The sequence below is a fragment of the Mycobacterium heckeshornense genome, from assembly GCF_016592155.1.
In the GTDB taxonomy this organism is placed as follows: domain Bacteria; phylum Actinomycetota; class Actinomycetes; order Mycobacteriales; family Mycobacteriaceae; genus Mycobacterium; species Mycobacterium heckeshornense.
The window spans coordinates 4,629,016-4,649,854 of the sequence record NZ_AP024237.1; the positions used below are offsets into that span (position 1 = coordinate 4,629,016).

Annotated in this window: 13 protein-coding genes; 3 read left to right on the forward strand and 10 right to left on the reverse strand. The window is 65.6% G+C overall.

The features are described from left to right. Nucleotides 1-40 precede the first annotated feature (40 nt). The 8 genes from MHEC_RS22345 to eccA are packed head-to-tail and all read right to left on the reverse strand — an operon-like array spanning nt 41 to nt 10,821. Entirely contained in the window at nt 41-901 is an 861-nt protein-coding gene (locus MHEC_RS22345) for an ESX secretion-associated protein EspG (RefSeq protein ID WP_048893591.1), read from the reverse strand. A gap of 15 nt (nt 902-916) precedes the next feature. Next, nucleotides 917-1,207 carry a WXG100 family type VII secretion target gene (locus MHEC_RS22350; RefSeq protein WP_048893951.1) on the reverse strand — a complete coding sequence of 97 codons (291 nt, stop codon included), beginning with the start codon at nt 1,205-1,207 and terminating at the stop codon, nt 917-919. 31 nt (nt 1,208-1,238) lie between these two features. Then, nucleotides 1,239-1,532, reverse strand: a complete 294-nt coding sequence (gene esxG, locus MHEC_RS22355; RefSeq protein ID WP_048893952.1) for a type VII secretion system protein EsxG — start codon at nt 1,530-1,532, stop codon at nt 1,239-1,241. Nucleotides 1,533-1,581: 49 nt separating this feature from the next. After that, nucleotides 1,582-3,096, reverse strand: a complete 1,515-nt coding sequence (locus MHEC_RS22360) for a PPE family protein (protein WP_048890533.1) — start codon at nt 3,094-3,096, stop codon at nt 1,582-1,584. Between the two features lie 2 nt (nt 3,097-3,098). Further along, nucleotides 3,099-3,407 (reverse strand): PE family protein, encoded by a 309-nt coding sequence (locus tag MHEC_RS22365; RefSeq protein ID WP_048890532.1) that lies wholly within the window; start codon nt 3,405-3,407, stop codon nt 3,099-3,101. A gap of 24 nt (nt 3,408-3,431) precedes the next feature. Then, the gene (eccCa, locus tag MHEC_RS22370; protein ID WP_048890531.1) at nt 3,432-7,391 is read right to left on the reverse strand and encodes a type VII secretion protein EccCa; all 3,960 of its coding nucleotides are present in this window, start codon (nt 7,389-7,391) and stop codon (nt 3,432-3,434) included. Next, a complete protein-coding gene (eccB, locus tag MHEC_RS22375) occupies nt 7,388-8,983 on the reverse strand; it encodes a type VII secretion protein EccB (RefSeq protein WP_048890530.1) in 1,596 nt (531 codons plus the stop codon). The genes eccCa and eccB overlap by 4 nt, the downstream gene beginning before the upstream one ends. Next, nucleotides 8,980-10,821: a type VII secretion AAA-ATPase EccA gene (gene eccA, locus MHEC_RS22380; protein ID WP_048890529.1), complete on the reverse strand. Its 1,842-nt coding sequence runs from the start codon at nt 10,819-10,821 to the stop codon at nt 8,980-8,982. Before eccA ends, eccB begins: the two co-directional genes overlap by 4 nt. 646 nt (nt 10,822-11,467) lie before the next feature. Here eccA and MHEC_RS22385 point away from each other — a divergent pair. Continuing rightward, nucleotides 11,468-13,195 carry a PPE family protein gene (locus MHEC_RS22385; RefSeq protein ID WP_048890528.1) on the forward strand — a complete coding sequence of 576 codons (1,728 nt, stop codon included), beginning with the start codon at nt 11,468-11,470 and terminating at the stop codon, nt 13,193-13,195. A 33-nt stretch (nt 13,196-13,228) separates the two neighbouring features. On the opposite strand, the gene MHEC_RS22390 is transcribed toward MHEC_RS22385, so the two are convergent. Then, entirely contained in the window at nt 13,229-17,416 is a 4,188-nt protein-coding gene (locus tag MHEC_RS22390; RefSeq protein WP_048890527.1) for a bifunctional nitrate reductase/sulfite reductase flavoprotein subunit alpha, read from the reverse strand. A gap of 371 nt (nt 17,417-17,787) precedes the next feature. On the opposite strand from MHEC_RS22390, the gene MHEC_RS22395 reads away from it, so the two are divergent. Then, on the forward strand, nt 17,788-18,804 hold the full coding sequence (locus tag MHEC_RS22395) for a LacI family DNA-binding transcriptional regulator (protein ID WP_235434750.1): 1,017 nt from the start codon (nt 17,788-17,790) through the stop codon (nt 18,802-18,804). Nucleotides 18,805-18,942: 138 nt separating this feature from the next. Further along, nucleotides 18,943-20,397 carry an aldehyde dehydrogenase family protein gene (locus tag MHEC_RS22400; protein WP_048890526.1) on the forward strand — a complete coding sequence of 485 codons (1,455 nt, stop codon included), beginning with the start codon at nt 18,943-18,945 and terminating at the stop codon, nt 20,395-20,397. Nucleotides 20,398-20,478: 81 nt separating this feature from the next. On the opposite strand, the gene MHEC_RS22405 is transcribed toward MHEC_RS22400, so the two are convergent. After that, on the reverse strand, nt 20,479-20,829 hold the full coding sequence (locus MHEC_RS22405; protein WP_048890525.1) for a gamma-glutamylcyclotransferase family protein: 351 nt from the start codon (nt 20,827-20,829) through the stop codon (nt 20,479-20,481). Nucleotides 20,830-20,839: the final 10 nt, after the last annotated feature.

Genomic DNA, 20,839 nt, shown 5'->3' on the forward strand with positions numbered 1-20,839 from the left:
GACATGAAAATGAGTTCTCTTTCTTCTCTTCGGATATTCGTTAGGGCGACTGGGTGGTGAAATCCCGGGACAGCCGAAGACCCGGAAACCACTGGCCGTCCGGTAATTCGGAGGTCAGCTGCTCGATCGCGACGGCGATCGCAAATGGTGTCCCGGGCCGGAATGTCGACACCCATTCGCCGTCGAACGCTCTCGACGGGCTGACTAGTATCCGCCCGGCTGTGGTGTCGACGATGCTCATCCCGACCTCGGTGGTGGTGTGCTGGCCGTCGCGGCGACAGCCGGCGACCACCTCGACATAGCTGCGCGGACCGGTGAACACAGACTCCACAACCGGCCGCGCGGACGCTGGAATACCCAGGTAGTCAAGGACTTCGGTGAGTGGTGCGCCGGCACGCAACCGCTCGTCGGCGCGGACGCCGACCCGGGCCGGAAGGCTGAACTCGTCGAACCGCGCCGGCGGGCGCTGCGCAAGGCCGACGCCGAGGACCGGGACCAGTGCGCGGGGGTCGTCGATCTTCATCGAGGTGAACGTGACCAGCTGCGCGTTGCGCAGCGCGACCACGGTCTTATCGTCGCGGCGGGCGACGATGCCGCGCAGCATCTCGTCGGCACCGGTGGTCCGGGACCGTCCCACGTATCGCAGGTCCAGCCACCGCTCCGGGAAGCACACCACCCGGATCCATTCCGCCACCGCCGGGTTGACGACGCCGTCCGGCGACATCAGGCCCATCCGCTTCAGCTCGGCGGTCTGCTGATCCATGAACGCGGCTCGGTGCGCGACGTCGTAGTACGGCGTGGTGATCGCGAGTACCCACGGAAAGGTTCCCGCACCGACAGTTTCGGCGATGCACCACGCCTGTTCTACGGTCAGCTCGACGGCGTTGGGCTCAGCGTCCATCGAGGTGATGGGTGATCAGCCGCCCCATTTGGCGGCTTCGGCTTGGTCGCGGGCCAGCATGGCGGTGGTGTTGGTTTCGTGGGTGCCGGCCATCGCCCGATACGCCAGCACCAGCTGCTCCATCGCCTGATTCCACTGCGCCTGCCAGGCCTGATAGGTCATCCCGGTATCGCCCTGCCAGGCCGCCGACAACGCCGCCTGCTCACTGGCGATATCCGACCCCAGCGCCTGCAGGGTCCCCGCATAACCGGCCATATCGGCAGCATGCGCCAGCATGGCCGGGTAGTTGTACATGATCTGCGACATCACAACCCCTTTCGCTTCAAACCTTGACCGCTCAGAACCCGGTGTAGGTGGACGCGGCCGCGGCATCGGCGGCGGTGTAGGTGCCCGCCGCCTCACCCAGATTGGCCTGCGCGATATCCAGCAGCGTGTTGATCTTGGCCGCCACCGCCACAAACCGGGCATGGGCGGCCTGAAACGCCGCCGCCGACTCCCCCTGGTGAAACGCCTGCGCCGACAACGCCTCCTGCTCGGCCTGCCCGATCGTCGAGCGCATCAACGCCGCCTTGGCACCAAACGCCGACTGCGCGGCCACCAACTGCGGAATATGAGCATCCAACAAACTCATCACACTTCCTTTCTCTTCGACTGCTCAGACTGATCCACAATGCTGTTCGTCAGTTGCGCTTTCCCCCCTCCCCGTCGGCGGGCCGGTCAAGCTCCCAGCTGCCGGGCACCATCGGCATCCGCGGCCCCTCACCGAACTCATCACCGGCCAGCGTCGCCAACCCCGCGGCTTCCGCGGCAGCTTCCTTGCGCACGGTCCCACTGAAGCCCAGCGGCCCGGCTCCAGTGTCGGAGGCCGCCGCCGAGGGGGCTGCTTCCTGGTCGCGCGGCGCGTCCCAGTCCGGGTCGACCTCGATATTCATATCGGCGAATTCGTCGCCGTAATCGCGCATCGCCGCCCGCCGGCGCCGGCGCGCCCGCGCCTTCTCCCGGCTTGACATTCCCACAACGGCAGCGGCCGGGATTGGCGAAGCGGGAGCTTTGGTTTCCTCTCGGTCCCGCAGCGTCGGTCCGGGCCCGTCGTCCGGACCGATGCCGCCAACCAGGTAGGCCGCCGCAGCCGTGCCTGCCGCCGGTGCTGTCGCGGCGGCAGCGGTACCCGGTGCCGCGGCGGTCGGTGCGGGGGAAACCGCCGGCGCGGCACCGGTTGTCGCCAATCCAGCCACGGGCCACATCGCGGGCTGGGCGGCTGCGGTCGCCGCGGCGGGACCGACGACGGCGGGCACGCCGGCAGCGGCCACGGGTTGGGTCAACGACTGCAGGTAGTTGAGGCCCAGCCCGAGGATGATCGGCAGTGCCACCGCCAGTGCAAGCATGGGCCCGTAGGTCGCTATCGGTGAGAGCACTTCATAGGCGGCGAAGGCACCGACGAAGAACAGAAACGGTCCGTAGGCCACCAGTGCCGCTAACGGATTCGCCGCGAAGGCGCTGAGCATCTGCTGGAAGCTGCCGAGCGGATCCCGCAGAAACTGCAGTAGTTGCGACAAGATGTCTGAGAGATTGAGCGACGAACCGGATTGGGTTGCCTGGGCCTGCGCGCCCGTCTGGGCCGCAGTGGCTACGGCGTTGCCGACTTCAGAGACGCCGGGCGTGACCACTATTGGTGCTGGGGCGGTGCGTGGCGCGGAGGCCAGCGCCATACCGGAGGCCGCCTGGTAGGTGGCCATCGTGCTGGCGGCCTGTATCCACATTCGCACGTAGTCGGCTTCGTTGAGGGCGATCGGAATCGTGTTGATGCCGAAGAAGTTTGTCGCCACCAGCACTGCGTGGATGGCGTGGTTGGCGGCCAACTCGGCCAAGGTGGGCATCGCGGCCAAGGCGGAGGTGTAGGCCGCCGCCGCAATCTCGTGCTGGGCGGCCACCCCCGCGCTGTTGACGCTGGCCTGGGTCAGCCATGCCAGGTAGGGCATGTGCGCGGCCACGTACTGCGCCGCGGTGGGCCCCTCCCACGAGCCGGCTTGAACCTGTGCCACCAATGCGCTCAGTTCACTTGCCGCCGAGGCATACTCGGCGCTCAACGACGACCACGCGCCCGCCGCCGCCAACAATGAACCCGGGCCCGGACCGGCGCTCAACAACGCCGAATGCACCTCCGGCGGCGACGCCATCCAGATCGGTGCGGTCATGCTCAGGAGCCGGCAATCAGGTAGGTCGACGCCGCGGCCGCATCGCCGGCAGCGTAGCTTGCCCCGGACTCCCCGACCCCGACACCGGCCCGGCCCAGCTCTTCGACACCTTCGGCCGCCACGGCGGCGTGCTCGGCGCCCTGGGCGCTGAATCCAACCGCGGTCTGCAGTGACACCGGGTCAGCCGCCGGCGGCACCACCCCGGTGATCAGCGGGGCGGCACTGGCATGCGCGGCCGCTAGACGTGCGGTCAGCGCCTCGACCGCGGCACTGGTCGCGGCCAGGCCTTCGGGAACAACTCGTAGCGTCATAGCATCTACTCCTTCCGGTGAATCTCACCGACCGTCAACGCTCACACTTTCGTCGACCAGCGGGTTGACCAACTGCACATAAGTCGGAATATCGTTGTCGTCCAGCAAGATTGCGCGTCCTGCAGGCAGGCGGCCGAACCGCTGGCCGCGAATCTTGCCGCCGTCTTGCGGGTTGCCTGACAGCAGCAGGGTGGTCGCCTGGAGTTCGTTGAGCCGGCGCAGCAGCGGGCTGGTCATCAACGCGTGCGCCGATCCCGTAGCGCGCGCGGTGACGATCACCCGCAATCCCAGGTCGCCAGCCTGTGACAACAACCCGATCAGGCTGGTCCACGGCCGCTGGCCGGCGAATGCGCCGGTCATGGCCGGGGTGTCGGGTATCTGGTCGACGTCATCGATGATCAGGTAGTGGGTGTGTCCCTGGTAGCTCCAGTTGGTTAGTTGCGCCGCAGACATACCCGTCGGCGGGCGCCGCGACTCGATGAGCGCCGATAGCCCCAGCATCGCCGGCAGCACCCGGTCGACGTTGACCGTGTATTCGTTGTCTGGGAACAGCGGTTCGTCGACGAGGTGCAGTCTGCGATCCACCACCGTGAACGCGACCTGGTCGGAAGTGGAGTGGTCACGAACGGTGCGGATGATGTGGCGCAGCAGCGTGGTCTTGCCGGACTTAGTGTCGCCCAACACCATCAGGAGTGGATTCTCGGCGAAGTTGACTTCGACTGGCGCCAGGTCTTCTTCGCGCTGACCGATGACCACCCGCTCCGGACCCGGGTAGATGTCGCCAACCGCGCTGGGCGGCAGATTCGTCGGCAGCAACCGCACCGGCGGTGCGCTGACACCCGGGTAGCGGTCGTTGATCTCGGCAATCTGGTCGAGCTCGGGTTCGGCGAACAGGAAGTGCTCAGCGGCCATCGTCAGCCCCCGGCCCGGCTGGTCGGCCGGCACGGCCTCGGCCGGACGACGCAGCGCACCGATAACCCGCACATTGCTGTCTCGGGGGTCGTGCAGCTTGAGCTCCAGGCGCAAGCCCAGGCCGTCGCGCATTGCCAGCGGCACCTCGAGCCAGCTCGGAGTGGTGATCACGACGTGGATTCCGTACGCCAAACCGATATTGACCAACTCGGTCACCTTCGCCAGCAACGGGTTTCGGGTGTTGAACTGGTCGGTGTTGTCGCGGCCGAACGCGTAGATGTTGTCGATGACCAGAAACACCTCCCCGTAGCCGTCGTCGGGCCCGGAGCCGTTGCCTCGCCGGTCTCTGAAGACCTCCCGCCGCTGGCGAGACAGCAGCAGTTGCTCGAGCTCACCGAAGGTGCGACGGATACGTTCGGGTTCCAGCGGCGCCGCCACGCTGCCCACGTGGGCCAGGTCTTCCAGCACTCGCAGCTGGCCGCCGCCGTAGTCCAGGCAGTAGAAGGTCACTTCGCGGGGCGAATGCAAGTTGGCGGCCGACAGGATGAACGTCTGCAATGCGGTCGACTTGCCCGACTTCGGGCCACCATGGATAACCATGTTGCCGGCTGAGGAGAGCGCGTCGAAAATCAGTGGGTCGCGGCGCATCTCGAACGGTTTGTCGATCTCACCCAGCGGCCATCGCCATCGCCCTGGCGGTATCGCAGCGCGCGCGAGAACCGCGTTGAGCGGGATGGGATCGTCTAGCGGCGGCAGCCACAGCTCGGGCGCGCGGGGCCCGTAGCGGGCCAGCTGGTCGCCGATCGTAGCGATCAGCTTGCGCGGCGGACCGGTTGGCTGTTCCTCGTCTCCCGCGGTGAGGACTGTCTCCGGATCCGGCTCGACCCGCCCGGCGGTGAACAGCTTCGGCTCCGGCGCCGCGTGCACCACAAGGGTTTTCGTGGTCCGTGGCGGCTCATAGATACCGTCGACGTAGGTGCTGCGGAACTTGATCGGCGCCGCACCGGGTGCGGGCACCAGGAAGCCCACACCCTTGTGCTCCCTGCCGGATTCGATGTGGTAGGCGTCCTCGACGCCGATGATCTGGCGGGACACCGCGGGACTGGCCACCTTCAACGCGATTCGGTAGGAGGTGTTCTTGTCGATGTCCTTAATCTTGCCCACATCCAGCGTCTGCGACGCGAACAGGATGTGGATTCGCATAGATCGGCCCTTGCGGGCCACGGTGTCGAAAAGCTCGGCGTACTCGGGATGGTCGGCCAGCATCAGCGTGAATTCGTCGGCGACCACAAATAACGTCGGAATCGGGGCAAGGTCGTGTCCGGCCGCGATGGCGTTCTCGTATTCGGTCACCGAATTGAATGCACTGCCCTGCACGCGCCGGCCGGCTTCCCGCAGCAGCACCTCCCGGCGGGCCACCTCGCCGCGCAGCGTTTCGGCGAACCGGTCGGCCAGCGACTTCTTTTCGGCCATATTCGAGATGACCGCGACGACCTGCGGGAAGTTGCGGAAGCTATCGGCGCCGGCCTCCCCCTTGAAGTCGGCGTAGATCACGATAAGCCGGTCAGCCGAGTGGGTTGTCAACAACGACAACAAGATTGACATCAAGGTCTGCGACTTACCGGAGCCGGTCATCCCGATCATCAGCCCGTGCGGGCCCATCCCGCCCTCGGCTTCGTCTTTGAGGTCGAAGATCAGCGGCTCGCCGGTGGCGGTGACCCCGATCGGCACGCGCAATTCCTGCTCCCGGGGTCGCGGCGCCCACAGCGCGGGAACATCGAGCGCTGACGCGTCGGGGATGCCCAGCAGCGTGGTGAACGTCGCGCCCCGGGTGGCCGCCGAGCGCAGCCCGGCATGGGTGGGGTTGGAATCCCAGCGGGAAAGCTGACGAGCCAGGTGGCTGGCTTCGTCGGCGTCGAGCTGGTCGGCCTCGTCAATGTAGCGCGCCCAGCCGCCGGACTGCCAACGTTCGATACGGCCGTGCGCGATACGCAGAATCGGACGCTCGGGATCCGGATACTGTTCGCGGTGCGGAGGTGTTGCGGAGCGCTGGATCACAGTGACTCCGGCCCGCGCCGCCGCCAATGGCGAGGAGTTAATGTCGAAGTTGGGGTCGTCGACGACGATTAGCAGGTGTCGTAGCGCCTCAGCCGAGCCACCGGTGAACGCCGGACGATCCGCCAGGGCCGCAGCGAGCGACCGGCACAGCTCACCGGGGTTGGTCGACAGGTAGCGGGCCGGGCCGACGCCGTCCAGCTCGCCGGGAATGTCGACATGCGGCAACCACTTCAGCCACGACCAGTCCGCGTCTTCCAAATCCGGTGTGGCCAAAGCAACTCCGAGCACCGTCGGGTCGTGCCACGTCACCGCCTGGGCGATCAGGGACCGCAGCATGGCGCGCACCTCGCCGGCTTCGCCCAGTACGGTGATGCGCGAGACCTTGGCCAAATCGATTCCTACCGGAACGTCCCGCACCGTGCGCTGGGTGTCCAGCAGGCTGCGTAATGCGCTGTGGCACACCGGCTCTAAGTCGACTTCGTCGGCAATGTCGTTGACTCGCACCGGGGTGGCCAGCGGCACGGTGTGCCGGCCGGCCCGCACCACCAGAAAATCGGAGTCGTTGGGGTCGCGCTCCCATTGCCGACGCGAGCCGGGGATGCTGGCCAGCTCCGCGGGGTCAGGGTGTGACCATTCGGCGGCCGCCCGTTGCTCGGCAGCCTGGGTGCGGATGTTGTCGCGAACCACCGACAAGTAACGCAGGTAGTCGGCGCGTTCGGCGTCGACCTCCTCGGTGCGTGTCTTGTTGTCGGTGCCCCGGTACAACGCGGTGGCGGCCAGCAGCAGCACGAACGGGAAGAACAGTGTCTGCGGCGAAATCAGTCGCATCCCGGTGGCGACCATCGCCACGATCATCCCGACGATCAGAATCACGATCAGATACGGCAGTGCGCGCCGCAGCAGTGACGGCGGGATCACCCGCGGCAACTCCGGCGGTGCCTCGATGGCGATCGTTCCCTGGCGGGTCGCGGGAGGCGGCAGCCGGCGGCGGGCCTCGAAAATCAGGCGGCTCATCGGGTCTCCTGTTGGGCTGAAGCTTCGCGGCTGCGTCGAGAGTCAGGCGGCAACCCGTCGTGGGCCAGCAGCGCGTCGGCCCGGGAAAGCGTGGGGCCGGGTGCAAACAGCGACAACACCGACCACGGGACCGGAACCGGCGGCGGGTTCAGGCCAAGCGCCTCAATGGCTTTGGCGTGTCCAGTCGGACCGGTTTCGTTGTCGATGCCGTATCGGACACCGGTGTCGGCGATCCAGAACAGCGACCCCGCGGGTGGCGAAGACGCGTCCTGGCCGACGGTCTGAGCGAAATACCCGCGACCGGGTCTCAGCGCGACGCGAGCCGCGGTCCCGCCAGCGCCGGCGCTCACCAGCTCCACGGTGCGCACCCCGTCGGGCACTGGCAGCGAAGACCCGGACAGCACCGTCAGCGAGCTGGTGGCAGCCCCGGCCGGCTTACTCCAGTAGGCGCAGGTCACCGGCGCCTTTGCCGCATCGACGAGGCTGATCGGCTGGTCCGGATAGCGTGAGGTGTCGAGCATCCGTGAAACGGGAAGCCGTGCAACCTGATCAGCGGCCAGCCGCGGCGGCTGGTCCAGGCCATAGGAATTGGTGTTGCGCAAGATCGCGGCAAGCACCGGCGAGATCGGCTGCAACCCGTCCGGCAGCACCGCGTAGTACACCACTCCGTGATCTGAGTTGGTCTCTAACGCGTGAGCCACCACCACCGCTCCGATCGGCACGTTCGGTGGCAACGGGAAATGCGCTGGGCGGCCCCCGTCCGGGATGGCCGGCGGCGTCAACGGGGGGGCCTCCGGAACCGCGTTGAACAGGCCCGACGCGATCGGCCGCGCGGCAAGCACATCGGTGCCCAGTCCCAAGGCGGTGGTGACGGCGTGGTCGGACAGATCGATGCGGCTGCGCCTGCCGTTCCAGAGCAGCCACGTACCGGCGCCGTTGTCAACAAGCAGCCCCTGCCCGGCACCTAGCGCCGCGGCCCGCGCGCCACTGGTGTCCAGGGGGCCGCCGATGACCGTGACACCAGCACTGTGTGCCGCGTGCCCCAGCCCACTGATCGCATCACATACCGTCCAGTCCGCGTCCGCTGAGGTGTTTTGCACCATGCGTTCCGGGGCACCGGGAATACCGATCAAATTTCCGCGCGGAAACTTGTCCAGCTCCGTGCTTTTCACCGTGGTGGGATTGACCGGCCGACCGGCGATCAGCCGGGCTGACGCGAGGTTGAGCACTGGGTGAAGCTGGTCGCCGACCCGCACGTACAGGGCGGCGGTGGATCGGTCGGCCAATACGGGGTTGGTGCCCGCCGACCCGCCGGGCCGGATCAGCGAGAACACGAAGCAACCGATCAATCCCGTGACGAGGATCAGCGCGCCCATCAGGACCGCCCGCGACTGGGTGCGCAGCGGGTCGACAAGCATCCGGGTGTCGTGCAGGGCGACACCGGAAGCGATGCGCCGCATGACGAAACGCCAGCCGGTTACCTGGTGGCGGGTGACGAAGCCGCGCCGATACACCACCTTGTCCGGGTTTTCGTTGACCGGTGTGCGCGAGGCGAACGAGCGACGCTCGTCGTCGAGCTCATTCCTGGTCATGCGAGCTCCAGCAAGCCGAGGCCTTGCAGCAGCGGCTCTACCGAATTGCGGACGTCCTCGGCGGTGATCGTCATCAACTCCTCGTCGGTGAACTCGCCGGTTTCGGCGTGCTCAGAATGGTCTAACCGGAATTCGCGTTCTTCTTCGGATTTTTCGACGACGTTGCGCACGAACCGCCCGTTACCGGCAATGTCTAGGCCGCGGCGTTCAACGCCGGCCGCGTCGGGCTTGGAGATGTCGGCCAGATGGGCGAACAACGCTTCGAGATCGTCGAGGGCGGCCTGTTCGAAGACGCTGTCACGCTTGGCGGCCATGAATTTGGCGATCTCGATCAACTCAGCCGGTTTGTAGGACGGGAAGTCGATGCTGCGGGTAAAGCGCGACCGCAGACCTTGGTTGGTGTCCAAGAACTTGTCGAGATCGGCGCGGTAGCCGGCGATGATCACCACCAGGCGATCGCGGTCGTTTTCCATCCGCGCGAGCAGGGTGTCGATGGCGACCAGCCCGAAGTCGTTTTTCGCGCCGGTGGCCACCAGCGCGTACGCCTCGTCGAGAAACAGCACACCGTCCAGCGCGCTGTCGATAATCGCGTTGGTCTTGGCTTCGGTCTCCCCGATGTGCTGGCCGATCAAATCGGCGCGGTGCACTTCCCGGATGTTTTCCTTCTTCAACAAGCCCAGCCCGCAATAGATCTTGGCGATAACCCGGGCAATGGTGGTCTTACCGGTCCCGGGCGGGCCGGCGAACACCAGGTGGTGGGTGCGCTGTGCCACTTCCAAACCGCGCTGCTTGCGCACCACCTCCATGGCCACCGCACTTTTCAATCGGGCCACCTGGTCTTTGACCTTGTCCAGGCCGATGAACTCGTCGAGCTCGCGTTCGGCCTCGGCGAGCAGCACCCGCTTGCGCTCTTTGGCTTCGGGGTCAATGAAATCGCCTGGGCTGGGCTCGGTTTCAGGATCCCACGGGTCGGTGCGGGCCTCGATGCGTGCCGCGGTGGTGGTGACGATCCCGAAGCTGGGATCGGATAGGGCGTGCTCGATTTCCTCGTTCTCGGGGTTGGCTGCGTACAGGTCCTGCAGAACTTCGCTGGCGCTCTCCTCGTCGACGTGCGCGCGCAGCACCAGCGCTTTGGCCAGCGCACCGTCGACCGCGGCGACGGCGATGGGGCCCTCGGGTTCCTCGAGGTAGGACAGGGCCGGGGCGAACATGCCCAGCCTGGCCAGCGCGATCCCCAGGGTGATCTTGGCGCCGTGGGCGAAAACCTCGTCGAGGTCGGTGTCATTGACGATCGGGGTGAGCAGCTTGACGACGTCCGACCAGCGCTGGGCGCGGTAGTGGATGGCGGCCGACACCCAGCGGGCGTCGTGCCAATTCGGCCGTCGTCGGAGAATGCCGGCGACCAGCTGGTGGGCGTCGGCGTACCGTCCGTCCGCTGCCAGCGCCGCGGCGTGGGCCAGGTGGAAGTCGTCGGGTCCGGTGGCGCGAAACCGCAGATACAACCCGGTGTCATATTGAAAACCCAAGGTGCCCGGTTCCAGTTCGATCTGGCGTTGCAGCAGCCCGGCGGTCGAAACGGTGCGCGATATCGATTCGAGCACTGAGGTGGAAACGTCGCCGGCGGCGGCAAGCCCTGTCCACGCGTCGCACTGGTCGTGGGCGATCCGGGTCAGCGCGGCAAACCCAGAACGAGCGGCGGCAAGGTCGGCGGGACGGCGGCGGTCATACACCGTCAGGCCCAGGGCCCGGCAACACGTGGCGAACCGGCTGACGACGTCACCGTCAATTCGAGCTGCAACGGGACCGGCCACCAGCGTCCCGATGTCACCGCCGTCCACGGCCCATACCCTCCCTGGGTTTGTTAGTGCTACCTAACTTCGGTGAAGTTAGCATTGCATAAGCTAAGTGTCGAGATGTACGGCTTCGCCCGACGCCGGGCCGCAGCCATGCGCTGAACGATGGTTGGCTGCCCCTGCCAGTCACCACCGCTCACCTCCTTCTCCGGCACCGGTGCGGCAACAGTCATATTGGAAATGATTTTCAACACCGTCGCAGGGACCCTACCTCACCGGCCTCATTGGCAGAAAGACCAGTGATTGCCATTGCTGGGCGGTGACCGGTTTGCGTCGCTTGCATCAAGCACCCCCTATGAGGCCTGGCCGGGCACTATCTCGGACTCGGTCCTGGCACCGCTCAGGTAGTCGCCGATCCGCGCGCATTAGTTCCCTTAGTCAACAAGGTCGTCGCTGTCATCACTGGTCGCAGCTATTCAGGGGCTGACCTAAAACCGTAGATACGGTTATATAGGACTTATTTTTCCGTAGCTACGGTTATACGGCTAGAATTGCAACGGCGGTCTGATCAAAAGGAGCACGCGTTGCAGGTGGGTGGCGGTCGACAAAGCCCGGTTCCACCAGCGCCGAAGCGCCTGACGAAGCCGGGAGGTGTGTCGGCGTCAAGGCGTCCACCCTCGCGGGGACCACAATGACTGCGCCGATCTGGATGGCTTTCCCGCCGGAGCTCCATTCCGCGCTGCTATCCAGCGGCCCCGGGCCCGGTTCCCTGGTTGCCTCGGCCGGCGCGTGGAATTCCCTGAGCACCGAGTACATCGCGGTGGCCGACGAGCTCACCGCGCTGCTGGGCGCAGTGCGGGCAGGGGCCTGGCAGGGCCCGACCGCTGAGCAATACATGGCGGCGCATGCGCCCTACATCGCATGGCTATTACAGGCTGCGGCCAACAGCGCAGCGATGGCCGCCGCACATGAAACCGCGGCTGCGGCTTATACCGCTGCCCTGGCCGCAATGCCGACATTGGCCGAATTGGCCGCCAACCACGCCACCCATGCCGTGCTGGTGGCCACCAACTTCTTCGGAATCAACACCATCCCGATCGCCTTGAACGAAGCCGACTACGTGCGGATGTGGGTCCAGGCCGCCACCACGATGACGACCTATCAGGCGACTTCCACGGCAGCACTGGCCGCCGCGCCACGCACCCCGCCGGCCCCACAGATCATGAAAGCGGAGATGGACGACGGCTCCGGTATGGGCAACTCCGGGGGTATGGGTTCCGGCTCCGGTATGGGCAATTCGGGGGGCATGGGTGGCGGTATGGGAAACATGCCGGGCATGGGAACCACACTGCCGACCACGCCCGAGCAGTGGCTGCAAGCGATATTCCCTCCGCAGTTCAACCCGTTCTCGCCCAACTCGTTTCAATCGATGCAGCCGAGTTTGGCGACGTTCATCCCGCGCGCTGAAGCGATGCTCGCCAACTACGCGAATAACCCCGTTCAGTTCGCCGAGGCGGTGCTACTTCTGGCAACCCAATTCGTCGTTCACCGGACCTTGTACCTCACCTGGATCATTCTCAACAATCCGGCCTTGCTGCCGGCATTCGTGGCCGCCAACCCGATCTACTCCGCGGGCTTGGTCACGCCCGTGGCGACTGCGCCACTGGCGGCGGGCGCCGGGGTGGCTGGTAGCGTCGCGGCGCTGACCAGCGCTGCCGGGGCGGCACCAGTTGCGGCGGCAGGGTCACTCATGCCGGTTGCTGCCACACCCATTCCGGCGGCGGTGCCCAATGCGCCGGCCGTAGGCCCCGCCTCCATCGTGAGTTCCACCCCGTCGACCGGCCCCGTACCCGCGTCGACGCCGCCATCCGCCGCCCCGCCGGCGCCCGGCGCGCCGCCACCCGCGCCGGTGGTGGGGGCCGAGGGTGCCCTGGGTGCGCAAAGCGCCGTGGGCGCACAAAGCGTCGCTTACCCATACCTGGTCGGTGATCTGGGCGCGGGATCGGCGGCGACTATGCCCGGCAAAGCCCACAGGCCCGCACCGGATAAAGCCACGACCCCGGCGCCGGCGGCAGTTTCGGCGGCGAAGCAGGCTGCGAGGCGACGGCGTCGCCGCGCGGCACCGAAACGCATAGATCGGGGCCATCGCTACGAGTTTTTGGACATCGAATCGGATACGGACTCAGTACCCGCGGCGGCGTCGAACGGCGATGGGCATGCGACCTCGGCGGTGACCTCCGATCGGGGAGCCGGCCGGTTGGGCTTCGCCGGCACCACGGCCACATCAAGCACGCAGCGGCCGATCGGGTTGACCAGGCTGGCCGGGGCTGGGTTAGCTGACGGTCCGACCGCGCCGATGGTGCCGGGAAGCTGGCCGTCGAATACCGGCGAAGCCGAGGCCCCGTTGCGGGAAACCTGAGTTGGTACACACGCACCGCGGTGCACGTTGTCGTCAGTAGACGTCGCGTTGATAGCGATTCGCCGCGGACAGCTTCCTCACGTAGGCTTTCGCCGCGTGGGCATCAAGGTGACCGTGTCGTTCCACGATCTCCCGCAACGCCTGATCGACCGCTTTGGCCATGCGTGCAGCGTTGCCGCAGACGTAGACGTGGGCACCGTCCTGTAACCATCGCCAAAGCTTTGCACCGCGTTTGCGCATCAAATCTTGCACATAGATCTTGTCAGGTTGGTCGCGCGAGAATGCCAGGTCAAGTTCGGTCAGAAACCCATCGGCGTACATCTGCCGGATTTCGTCGCCGTAGTAAAAGTCCGTGGCGGCGTGTTGTTCGCCGAAGAACAGCCAATTGGGCCCGGGGTGGGCGAGCGCGCGACGTTCATGCAAAAAGCCGCGAAACGGTGCGATACCCGTGCCGGGCCCGATCATGATGATCGCCGCGTCCGGGTCGGCCGGCAGTCGAAAATGAGGAGATTTGTGAACGTAGATGCCAATGTCGCCGCTGGTATTGTCGGCGAGGTAGGTCGAGCACACTCCGCGGCGAATCCTGCCTTGAAAGCGATAACGCACCGCCGAGACGGTCAGGTGTACCTCGCCTTCGTGTACCGTCGGGCTCGATGAGATCGAATATAGCCGCGGCTGAAGGGGTTTGAGCACTCTCATCCACTCGTCCACCGACGCGGCGACCGGCACCTCCGCCAGCAAGTCCACTTGCTGACGGCCCCAAACCCAGTCGGCCAGCGCGGCCTTGTTCTCCGGCTTCAGCAGCTCAGCGAGGTCGGGGTCGCCACTGCGCTGCGCCACAAACCGCAGCAGGTCTGGTGTCAGGTTCGCGATCGCCAATCGTTCGGCCAATGCAACCCGCAATGGCATCGCCCCGCAATCTCCGACGTCCACCACCGTCTCGCCATCCAATCCGGTGACTGACAGCCATTCGTCGACAAGTTCCCGGTGATTGCGCGGCCACACACCGAGCGCGTCACCGGCCTGGTAACAGAAAGCCTCATCGGGAACACGAAAAACGAACTGCCGCACGTCTTTTGCTGACCCCGGGCCGCTGAGTCGGATATTCTGTGCCAGACAGGTGATCAGGGGGGTTTTCTTGTCGTACGTGTGCGGCTCTGGCGGGGATGCGACCGTGGGGCGAGCGGGTACGACGGGCTGAGCGGCGCCGCCCCCGACCGGGACGGGTTGGCGGGTGAGTTCCCGCAGCGCGTCGCCGAGCCACCGGGCAGCGGTGTCTTCGTAGTCGGGTTCACAGTCGACGCGGTCGATCAGGCGGCTCGCGCCGAGCTCGGCGAGGCGCTCGTCGAGTTTGCGTCCGTGGCCGCAGAAGTCGTCGTAGCTGGAATCACCCAGCGCCAGCACCGCATAACGGGTATCGGTAAGCGCGGGTGCGTCCGGTGCTGATAACGCCTCCCAGAACGCGGTGCCGTTGTCCGGTGGCTCGCCATCTCCCGTCGTGCTGGTGATCAGCAGCAGCTCCCGAGTGGCCGGCAGGTCATCGACAGCACACTCGTCCATCGCCCGCAACGCGACCGGTAGGCCGGCTTCGGTGAGCTGCGCGGCGATATCCGCGGCAAGCGCTTCAGCATTCCCGGTTTGCGACGCCCACAGCACCGCAATCGGCGCTCGCTGCGGCGCCGTGTGGAAATCGGCAACCGGGCTCTCGGGTATTGTGCCGCCTGCGCCGGGCATCGCAACCGCGGCTGGCAGCGGACTGCGCGAAAATAGGCCGGCCAGCACGCCATCCACCCACATCCGCACGCTGGGCTGCAACGGCGCGTCGGCGGGCAGGCTCGGTACCCCGGGTGTTCGTCGGCCGACGTCGGAACGCAAGCCGCTCAGCATTCCCGCAAGATACAAGCGCTCCAGCGAGGTGAACTGTGGTCGTAGATCGTCGGTTACCCCAAGTATCTCGGCGAGTGCGTCGAGCTGCGACAAGCTGATTTCCACCGTGAGGGGTTGATCCGGCTGGTTTGCACCCGGGCCAAATTCCCCCGTCGCGACGGAGACCTTGGTCAAAGTGACTGCGCAAGCCTTGTATTCCGGTTGCTGCGACACCGGATCGACCGCGTCGTTGGTGACGGCATTAATGGACAGGTACTCACCGAACGCGTCGTTCCAGTGAAACGGTGCGAAACAGTTGCCCGGGCGCACGCGGTCGGTGACCACGGCGGGCAGCACGGCGCGCCCACGGCGGGAGGCAATCTCGACGGAGTCGTCGTCAGCGATCTGCAACCGGGCAGCATCGTCGGGGTGAATCTCCACGAACGGGCCGGGATTGAGCTTATTGAGCTTGTCAACTTTGCCGGTCTTGGTCATCGTGTGCCACTGGTGCGGCAGGCGCCCGGTGTTGAGCAGGAACGGGTACTCATCGTCAGGCATCTCAGCCGGCAACAGGTGTGGCCGGGCGAAAAACAGGGCGCGTCCACTCGGCGTCGGAAACGCCAGCCGTGGCACGCTGCCGTCATCGCGGACAAACCGTGTTTGGCTCACACCGTTGTTGAGGTAGCGGATGGGGTTGCGATCGGCCTTGCTGTCGGGTGCACACGGCCATTGGATTGGCGTGCGGCGGAGCCGCTCGTAGGTAATGCCGCGTAGGTCGTACCCGGTGGCAGGGTTATAGAACTGCTTGATTTCGTTGAATACGTCCTCCGCGCAGTCGTAGCTGAACGCGTGGGCATAGCCCATCTCACCGGCGATTCGGGCGATGATCCGCCAATCGGGCAGCGCTTGTCCGGGCGGATCCACAGCTTGCTGGAAAAGGGTGACGTTGCGTTCAGAGTTGACCATCACCCCTTCGGATTCCGTCCACAGCGCCGCCGGCAGCAGCACGTCTGCGTATTCGTTTGTTTCGGTGTCGAGGAACGCGTCTTGGGCGATCACTAACTCCGCCCGTTCCAAACCGGCAAGCACAGTTTTCCGGTTAGCCACGCTCGCAACGGGATTGGTGCAGATAATCCAACACGCCTTGATATGCCCTTCGGCCATACGGGAAAACATCTCGATGGTGCCGCCACCGACATCCTTGCGCAGCGAGCCGCGCGGAATTCCCCACCGGTCCTCGACAAACGCCCGGTCGTCGTCGCAGGTCACCGACCGCTGCCCCGGCAAACCCGGACCCATGTAACCCACCTCCCGCCCGCCCATCGCGTTGGGCTGTCCGGTCAGCGAAAACGGGCCGCTTCCCGGCTTGCAGATCGCGCCAGTGGCCAGATGCAGGTTGCAGATCGCGTTGGTATTCCACGTGCCGTGGGTGCTCTGGTTGAGTCCCATCGTCCAGCAGCTCATCCAGTTTTCTGCTTCGCCGATCCATTGAGCCGCTGTCCGGATGTGGTGCTCCGGGATACCGGTGATTTCGCTGACCTTCGCGGGCGGGAATTGCTGCAGGAAGCTCGGCATCACCTCCCAGCCCTCAGTGAACTCGGCAATGAAATCGCGGTCTGTTTGCTGATTCTCGACGATGAGGTGCAACAGGCCGTTAAGGAGTGCGAGATCGGTGCCCGGTGCGAGTTGCAAGAACAGGTCGGCTTTGTCGGCGGTCGCAGTGCGGCGCGGGTCGACGACAATCAGCTTGGCGCCGGCTTTGACGCGATCCATCATGCGCAAGAACAGGATTGGATGGCAGTCGGCCATGTTGGCGCCGATGACGAAGAAAACATCAGCCTGATCGAAGTCCTGGTATGAGCCGGGCGGACCGTCGGCACCGAGGGATTGCTTGTAGCCGCTGCCGGCGCTGGCCATGCACAGTCGTGAGTTCGACTCGATCTGGTTGGTTCCGATAAAGCCTTTGGCGAGCTTGTTGGCCAGGTACTGTGCCTCGAGCGACATTTGCCCGGACACATACAGGGCCACTGAGTCCGGCCCGTGTTGGTCGATGATTGCCCGTAACCGCTTGGCGCAGTGTGTGATTGCGGCATCGACATTGATCGCGCGGGCCGGTTCGCCGCGGTCGGCGCGTAGATACGCCGATTCCATGCGGCCCGGTGCAGCAAGCATGTCAGCCGTGGTAGCGCCTTTTGTACACAACCTGCCGAAGTTAGCCGGATGGGCCTTGTGCCCTGTCGACTTGGTGACCTGGTTGCGCCCGGTCGCCGGATCCTTGCCGAGCTCCAAGACCATGCCGCAACCGACACCGCAATAAGCGCAAAGAGTCTTGACCGGCCCCGGTCCGGTGTCCATGCCGGGTCCAGCAACCACGCGTTTTCTCCCTCCGATGTGCGCGCCAAATTCATGCCCGATCGTGCGGCGACGATGTTTCGGCATCGGTTACCCATGTTGCGAGCGGTTTACGGAATCGTTGCAGCGCAATCTGATCCGTAGTGCGCCACCCGAAACTTGGGCTCGCCTGGCCGGTCAGTGGTCGTCGGTGACCAACGAAGCTCAAACCACGCTAGCCACAGTCCGCCTGTAGTGCCGAACCGTTTGGTCGGTGTTACGAAACCTTAGGGAGACTCCCAGTTTTCACTAAGGGAAACGCCCACTTGCCGCAATGGCGCGGTCACGGCCGATTACGCGGAACGCGGGTGCTGCCGGAAGCTGACGATGAAGTCATGCCACCATGGGGCATGGCCAGTACGCGCCGTGACGCGTCGGGTGTGGGCAAAGTTTCCCGGCCCACCCACGCCGATGTCGCCCGTCTGGCGCGGGTGTCGACCGCGACGGTCAGCTACGTTTTGAACGGTGCTCAGGGCAAAAGGATCTCCACCGGTACCCGGGAGGCGGTCTACCGTGCCGCCGAACAGTTGGGTTATCGGCCCAATGTGGCCGCGCGGAACCTCGCACGCGGCAAGAGCGGTGTGGTCTTGTACATCGTGCCGCGGGTGGCGGTCGGCGAAATGCCGATGCAAGCCGGCAGCCGGATGACCACTGAGCTTGCCCATCGTGGTTTGCTGGCCGTGCAGATTTTCGAAACCGACGACGACCAGCATGTGATCGACGCGATCGAGCATCTGGATCCCGTCGCCGTCACCAGCCTGTTTCCGTTGAGCAGGGCGGCCCACAGCGCGGTAACCGCCGCGGATGTGCCCTATATCGAAATCGGTACGCTGCCCGCGCTGGGAGATCCCCCGATGTCGGTGGGTGCGCTGCGTGTCGATCACCTCGTGTCGCGGGGTTACCGAAGCATCGCGTTCGCCTACACCGGGATCGCGAAATGGCGTGCCCTGGGCGACTATTGGCTCGGCGGAGTGACCCGGGCGGCGCACGCTCACGGCCTTGACCGGGTAAGCGTGGACGAGGTCACCGCGGACAATGCCGCAGACGTCGTCACCGCGTGGGTGAGCAGCGGTGTGACCGCGGTGTGCGCGCAAAGCGACGAGGTCGCGTGCCTGGTTCTCTACGGTATCCGCGAAGCGGGCCTACGCTGCCCGGACGATCTCGCGGTGATCGGTGTCGACGCCGACCCGATGGGAGCGATCAGTTCACCGCCGTTGACTACCGTGCAGTTCAACCCCCGTGCGGTGGCCGATGCTGCCGTGACCGCCGTCCTCACCGAGCTCGGCTACCCGGCCCCGCCACCCCCGCAGCCCATCGACATCGCACGCCTGATCGTGCGAGCCTCGACGTGACCGGCCACATTAGCCAGGAGGTCGACACCGACAGGTCTGGACACCGGATGGTTATGCGCATAACCTACGCGGCGGCGATTCCGCATCTGCGGATCACTTCCCGACGTGAACGCCGCAGAGACGCGAGAAGGGATACCGATGAAGGTGCACGCTGTACTGGACGAAATTCGTGAACGACCCGGCACCGGCGAGGTTATTCCCGTCATCGATCCGGCCACCGAAGAACAGCTGACGGAGGTCAAAGACTGTGGCCCGGAAGCGGTCGACGATGCGGTTGCCCGCGCGAAGGCATCCTTCGAGTCAGGCGTGTGGCGGGACTTGCCGGGCAGCGAACGAGCCAAGGTGCTGTGGCGCGTTGGTGAATTGATCGATCAGCACGCCGCCGAACTGGCCGAGCTCGAATCGCTTAACGCCGGCATGACGCCGTTGCAAGCGCAGGGAACCGTGGCCGTCGGCGCCGAATTTTTCCGCTACTACGCCGGCTGGTGCACCAAAATCGAGGGCATCGCAGCCGACGTGCACACCGGTGGTCTCACCGGCATCGACGTGCGCCAGCACGTCTATACCCTCAAAGAGCCCTACGGGGTTGTGGGCCTGATCTTCCCGTGGAACGGACCGATCTTCAATTTCTGTTGCAAAGTTGCCCCGTCGCTGGCGGCCGGCTGCAGCAGCGTCGTCAAGCCGGCCGAAGAGACCCCGCTCACCGCGGTCATCCTGGAAAGGATCCTGGCCGAAGCTGGCGTACCCGACGGAGTGGCAAACGTGCTGATCGGCTACGGTCACACCGCAGGCGCGGCGATAACCGCACACCCTGACGTCGAGAAGGTCGCCTTCACCGGCTCGACCGAAGTCGGTCGGGAGATCGTGCATGCCGCCGGAGCAAGCAACCTCAAGAAAGTGACGCTGGAACTCGGCGGAAAATCGCCGGTGCTGATTTTCGACGACGCGAACCTGGAGGCGGCCATCCCCATGGCGGCTTTCGGCACCTTCATCCACTCCGGGCAAGCCTGTGTCTGCGGCTCGCGCATCTTCGCCCAGCGCGGTGTTTACCAGCAAGTGGTCGAAGGCATCGCCAAGATTGCCGATACCCTTCAGCTGGGCGGACCCAAGGACGAGGGCGCCATGATCGGCCCGCTGATCAGCCAAAAACAGCTCACCCGCGTGATGGGCTACCTCGACCAAGGCAAGTCCGACGGCGTCGAGGTCGTCACCGGTGGGCACCGGCTCGACCGAAAGGGATACTTCGTCCGTCCCACGGTGCTCACCAACGTGGCCACTACGAGCCGGCTGTTCCAGGAAGAGATCTTCGGGCCGGTGGTCGCGATCCTGCCGTTCGACGACGAGGACGAAGCGGTCGCGCTGGCCAACGACAGCACGTACGGATTGGCCGCCACCGCCTGGACTCGAGACCTCGGCCGCGCCCACCGCCTGGCAAAGCGACTGCAGGCCGGCACTGTCGGGCTGAACTGTCAGATGCAGTTCGACCATTCCATGCCGTTCGGCGGCTACAAGCAGTCGGGGTGGGGTTACGAGTCCGGAAGAGCGGGCCTGGAGACCTACTTGCAGACCAAGATCGTCTGGGCACAGCTGTAGGAGCCAGGTCAACGCCGGCTCCCGATTGACACCGCGGGGCTCATCCAGGCAGGTGTCCTGCGCCGGCCCCAGTGGGTGGGCTCAGTCCAACGTGTGGGCATGATCAGCGGACACGTAGACCCATGCCGGTCGGCCCGAGGTCAAGGTGACCAAAACGCGCCGGTAGTCGCCGACTTCGTAGCGGTCGACGGCGTCGAGTTCGTCGGCGGTGAGCCGCAGACACGATCCCGCGACGACGTCGTCCGGCGTGCCGGGTCGCAGAATTGGATGCCTGTCGGAGCCGCTGGTGGCGACGACCGACGGGTCGGTGATCTCGACGTGGTCGACCGCGAAGCCGGCCAGCGAGTCGTTTTCGCACGCGACGAGGCGGCCGAAAAGCGCGCGCTGAACATCGGGATCGCGCAACGTACCGTAGGCGAACAAAAGGTGCACGTCGACACCC

Bases quoted from the DNA above. Each gene is read 5' to 3' on its own strand.
- MHEC_RS22345 (WP_048893591.1), bottom strand. From the start codon at position 901: ATGGACGCTGAGCCCAACGCCGTCGAGCTGACCGTAGAACAGGCGTGG.
- MHEC_RS22350 (WP_048893951.1), bottom strand. From the start codon at position 1,207: ATGTCGCAGATCATGTACAACTACCCGGCCATGCTGGCGCATGCTGCC.
- esxG (WP_048893952.1), bottom strand. From the start codon at position 1,532: ATGAGTTTGTTGGATGCTCATATTCCGCAGTTGGTGGCCGCGCAGTCG.
- MHEC_RS22360 (WP_048890533.1), bottom strand. From the start codon at position 3,096: ATGACCGCACCGATCTGGATGGCGTCGCCGCCGGAGGTGCATTCGGCG.
- MHEC_RS22365 (WP_048890532.1), bottom strand. From the start codon at position 3,407: ATGACGCTACGAGTTGTTCCCGAAGGCCTGGCCGCGACCAGTGCCGCG.
- eccCa (WP_048890531.1), bottom strand. From the start codon at position 7,391: ATGAGCCGCCTGATTTTCGAGGCCCGCCGCCGGCTGCCGCCTCCCGCG.
- eccB (WP_048890530.1), bottom strand. From the start codon at position 8,983: ATGACCAGGAATGAGCTCGACGACGAGCGTCGCTCGTTCGCCTCGCGC.
- MHEC_RS22385 (WP_048890528.1), top strand. From the start codon at position 11,468: ATGACTGCGCCGATCTGGATGGCTTTCCCGCCGGAGCTCCATTCCGCG.
- MHEC_RS22390 (WP_048890527.1), bottom strand. From the start codon at position 17,416: ATGGACACCGGACCGGGGCCGGTCAAGACTCTTTGCGCTTATTGCGGT.
- MHEC_RS22395 (WP_235434750.1), top strand. From the start codon at position 17,788: ATGCCACCATGGGGCATGGCCAGTACGCGCCGTGACGCGTCGGGTGTG.
- MHEC_RS22400 (WP_048890526.1), top strand. From the start codon at position 18,943: ATGAAGGTGCACGCTGTACTGGACGAAATTCGTGAACGACCCGGCACC.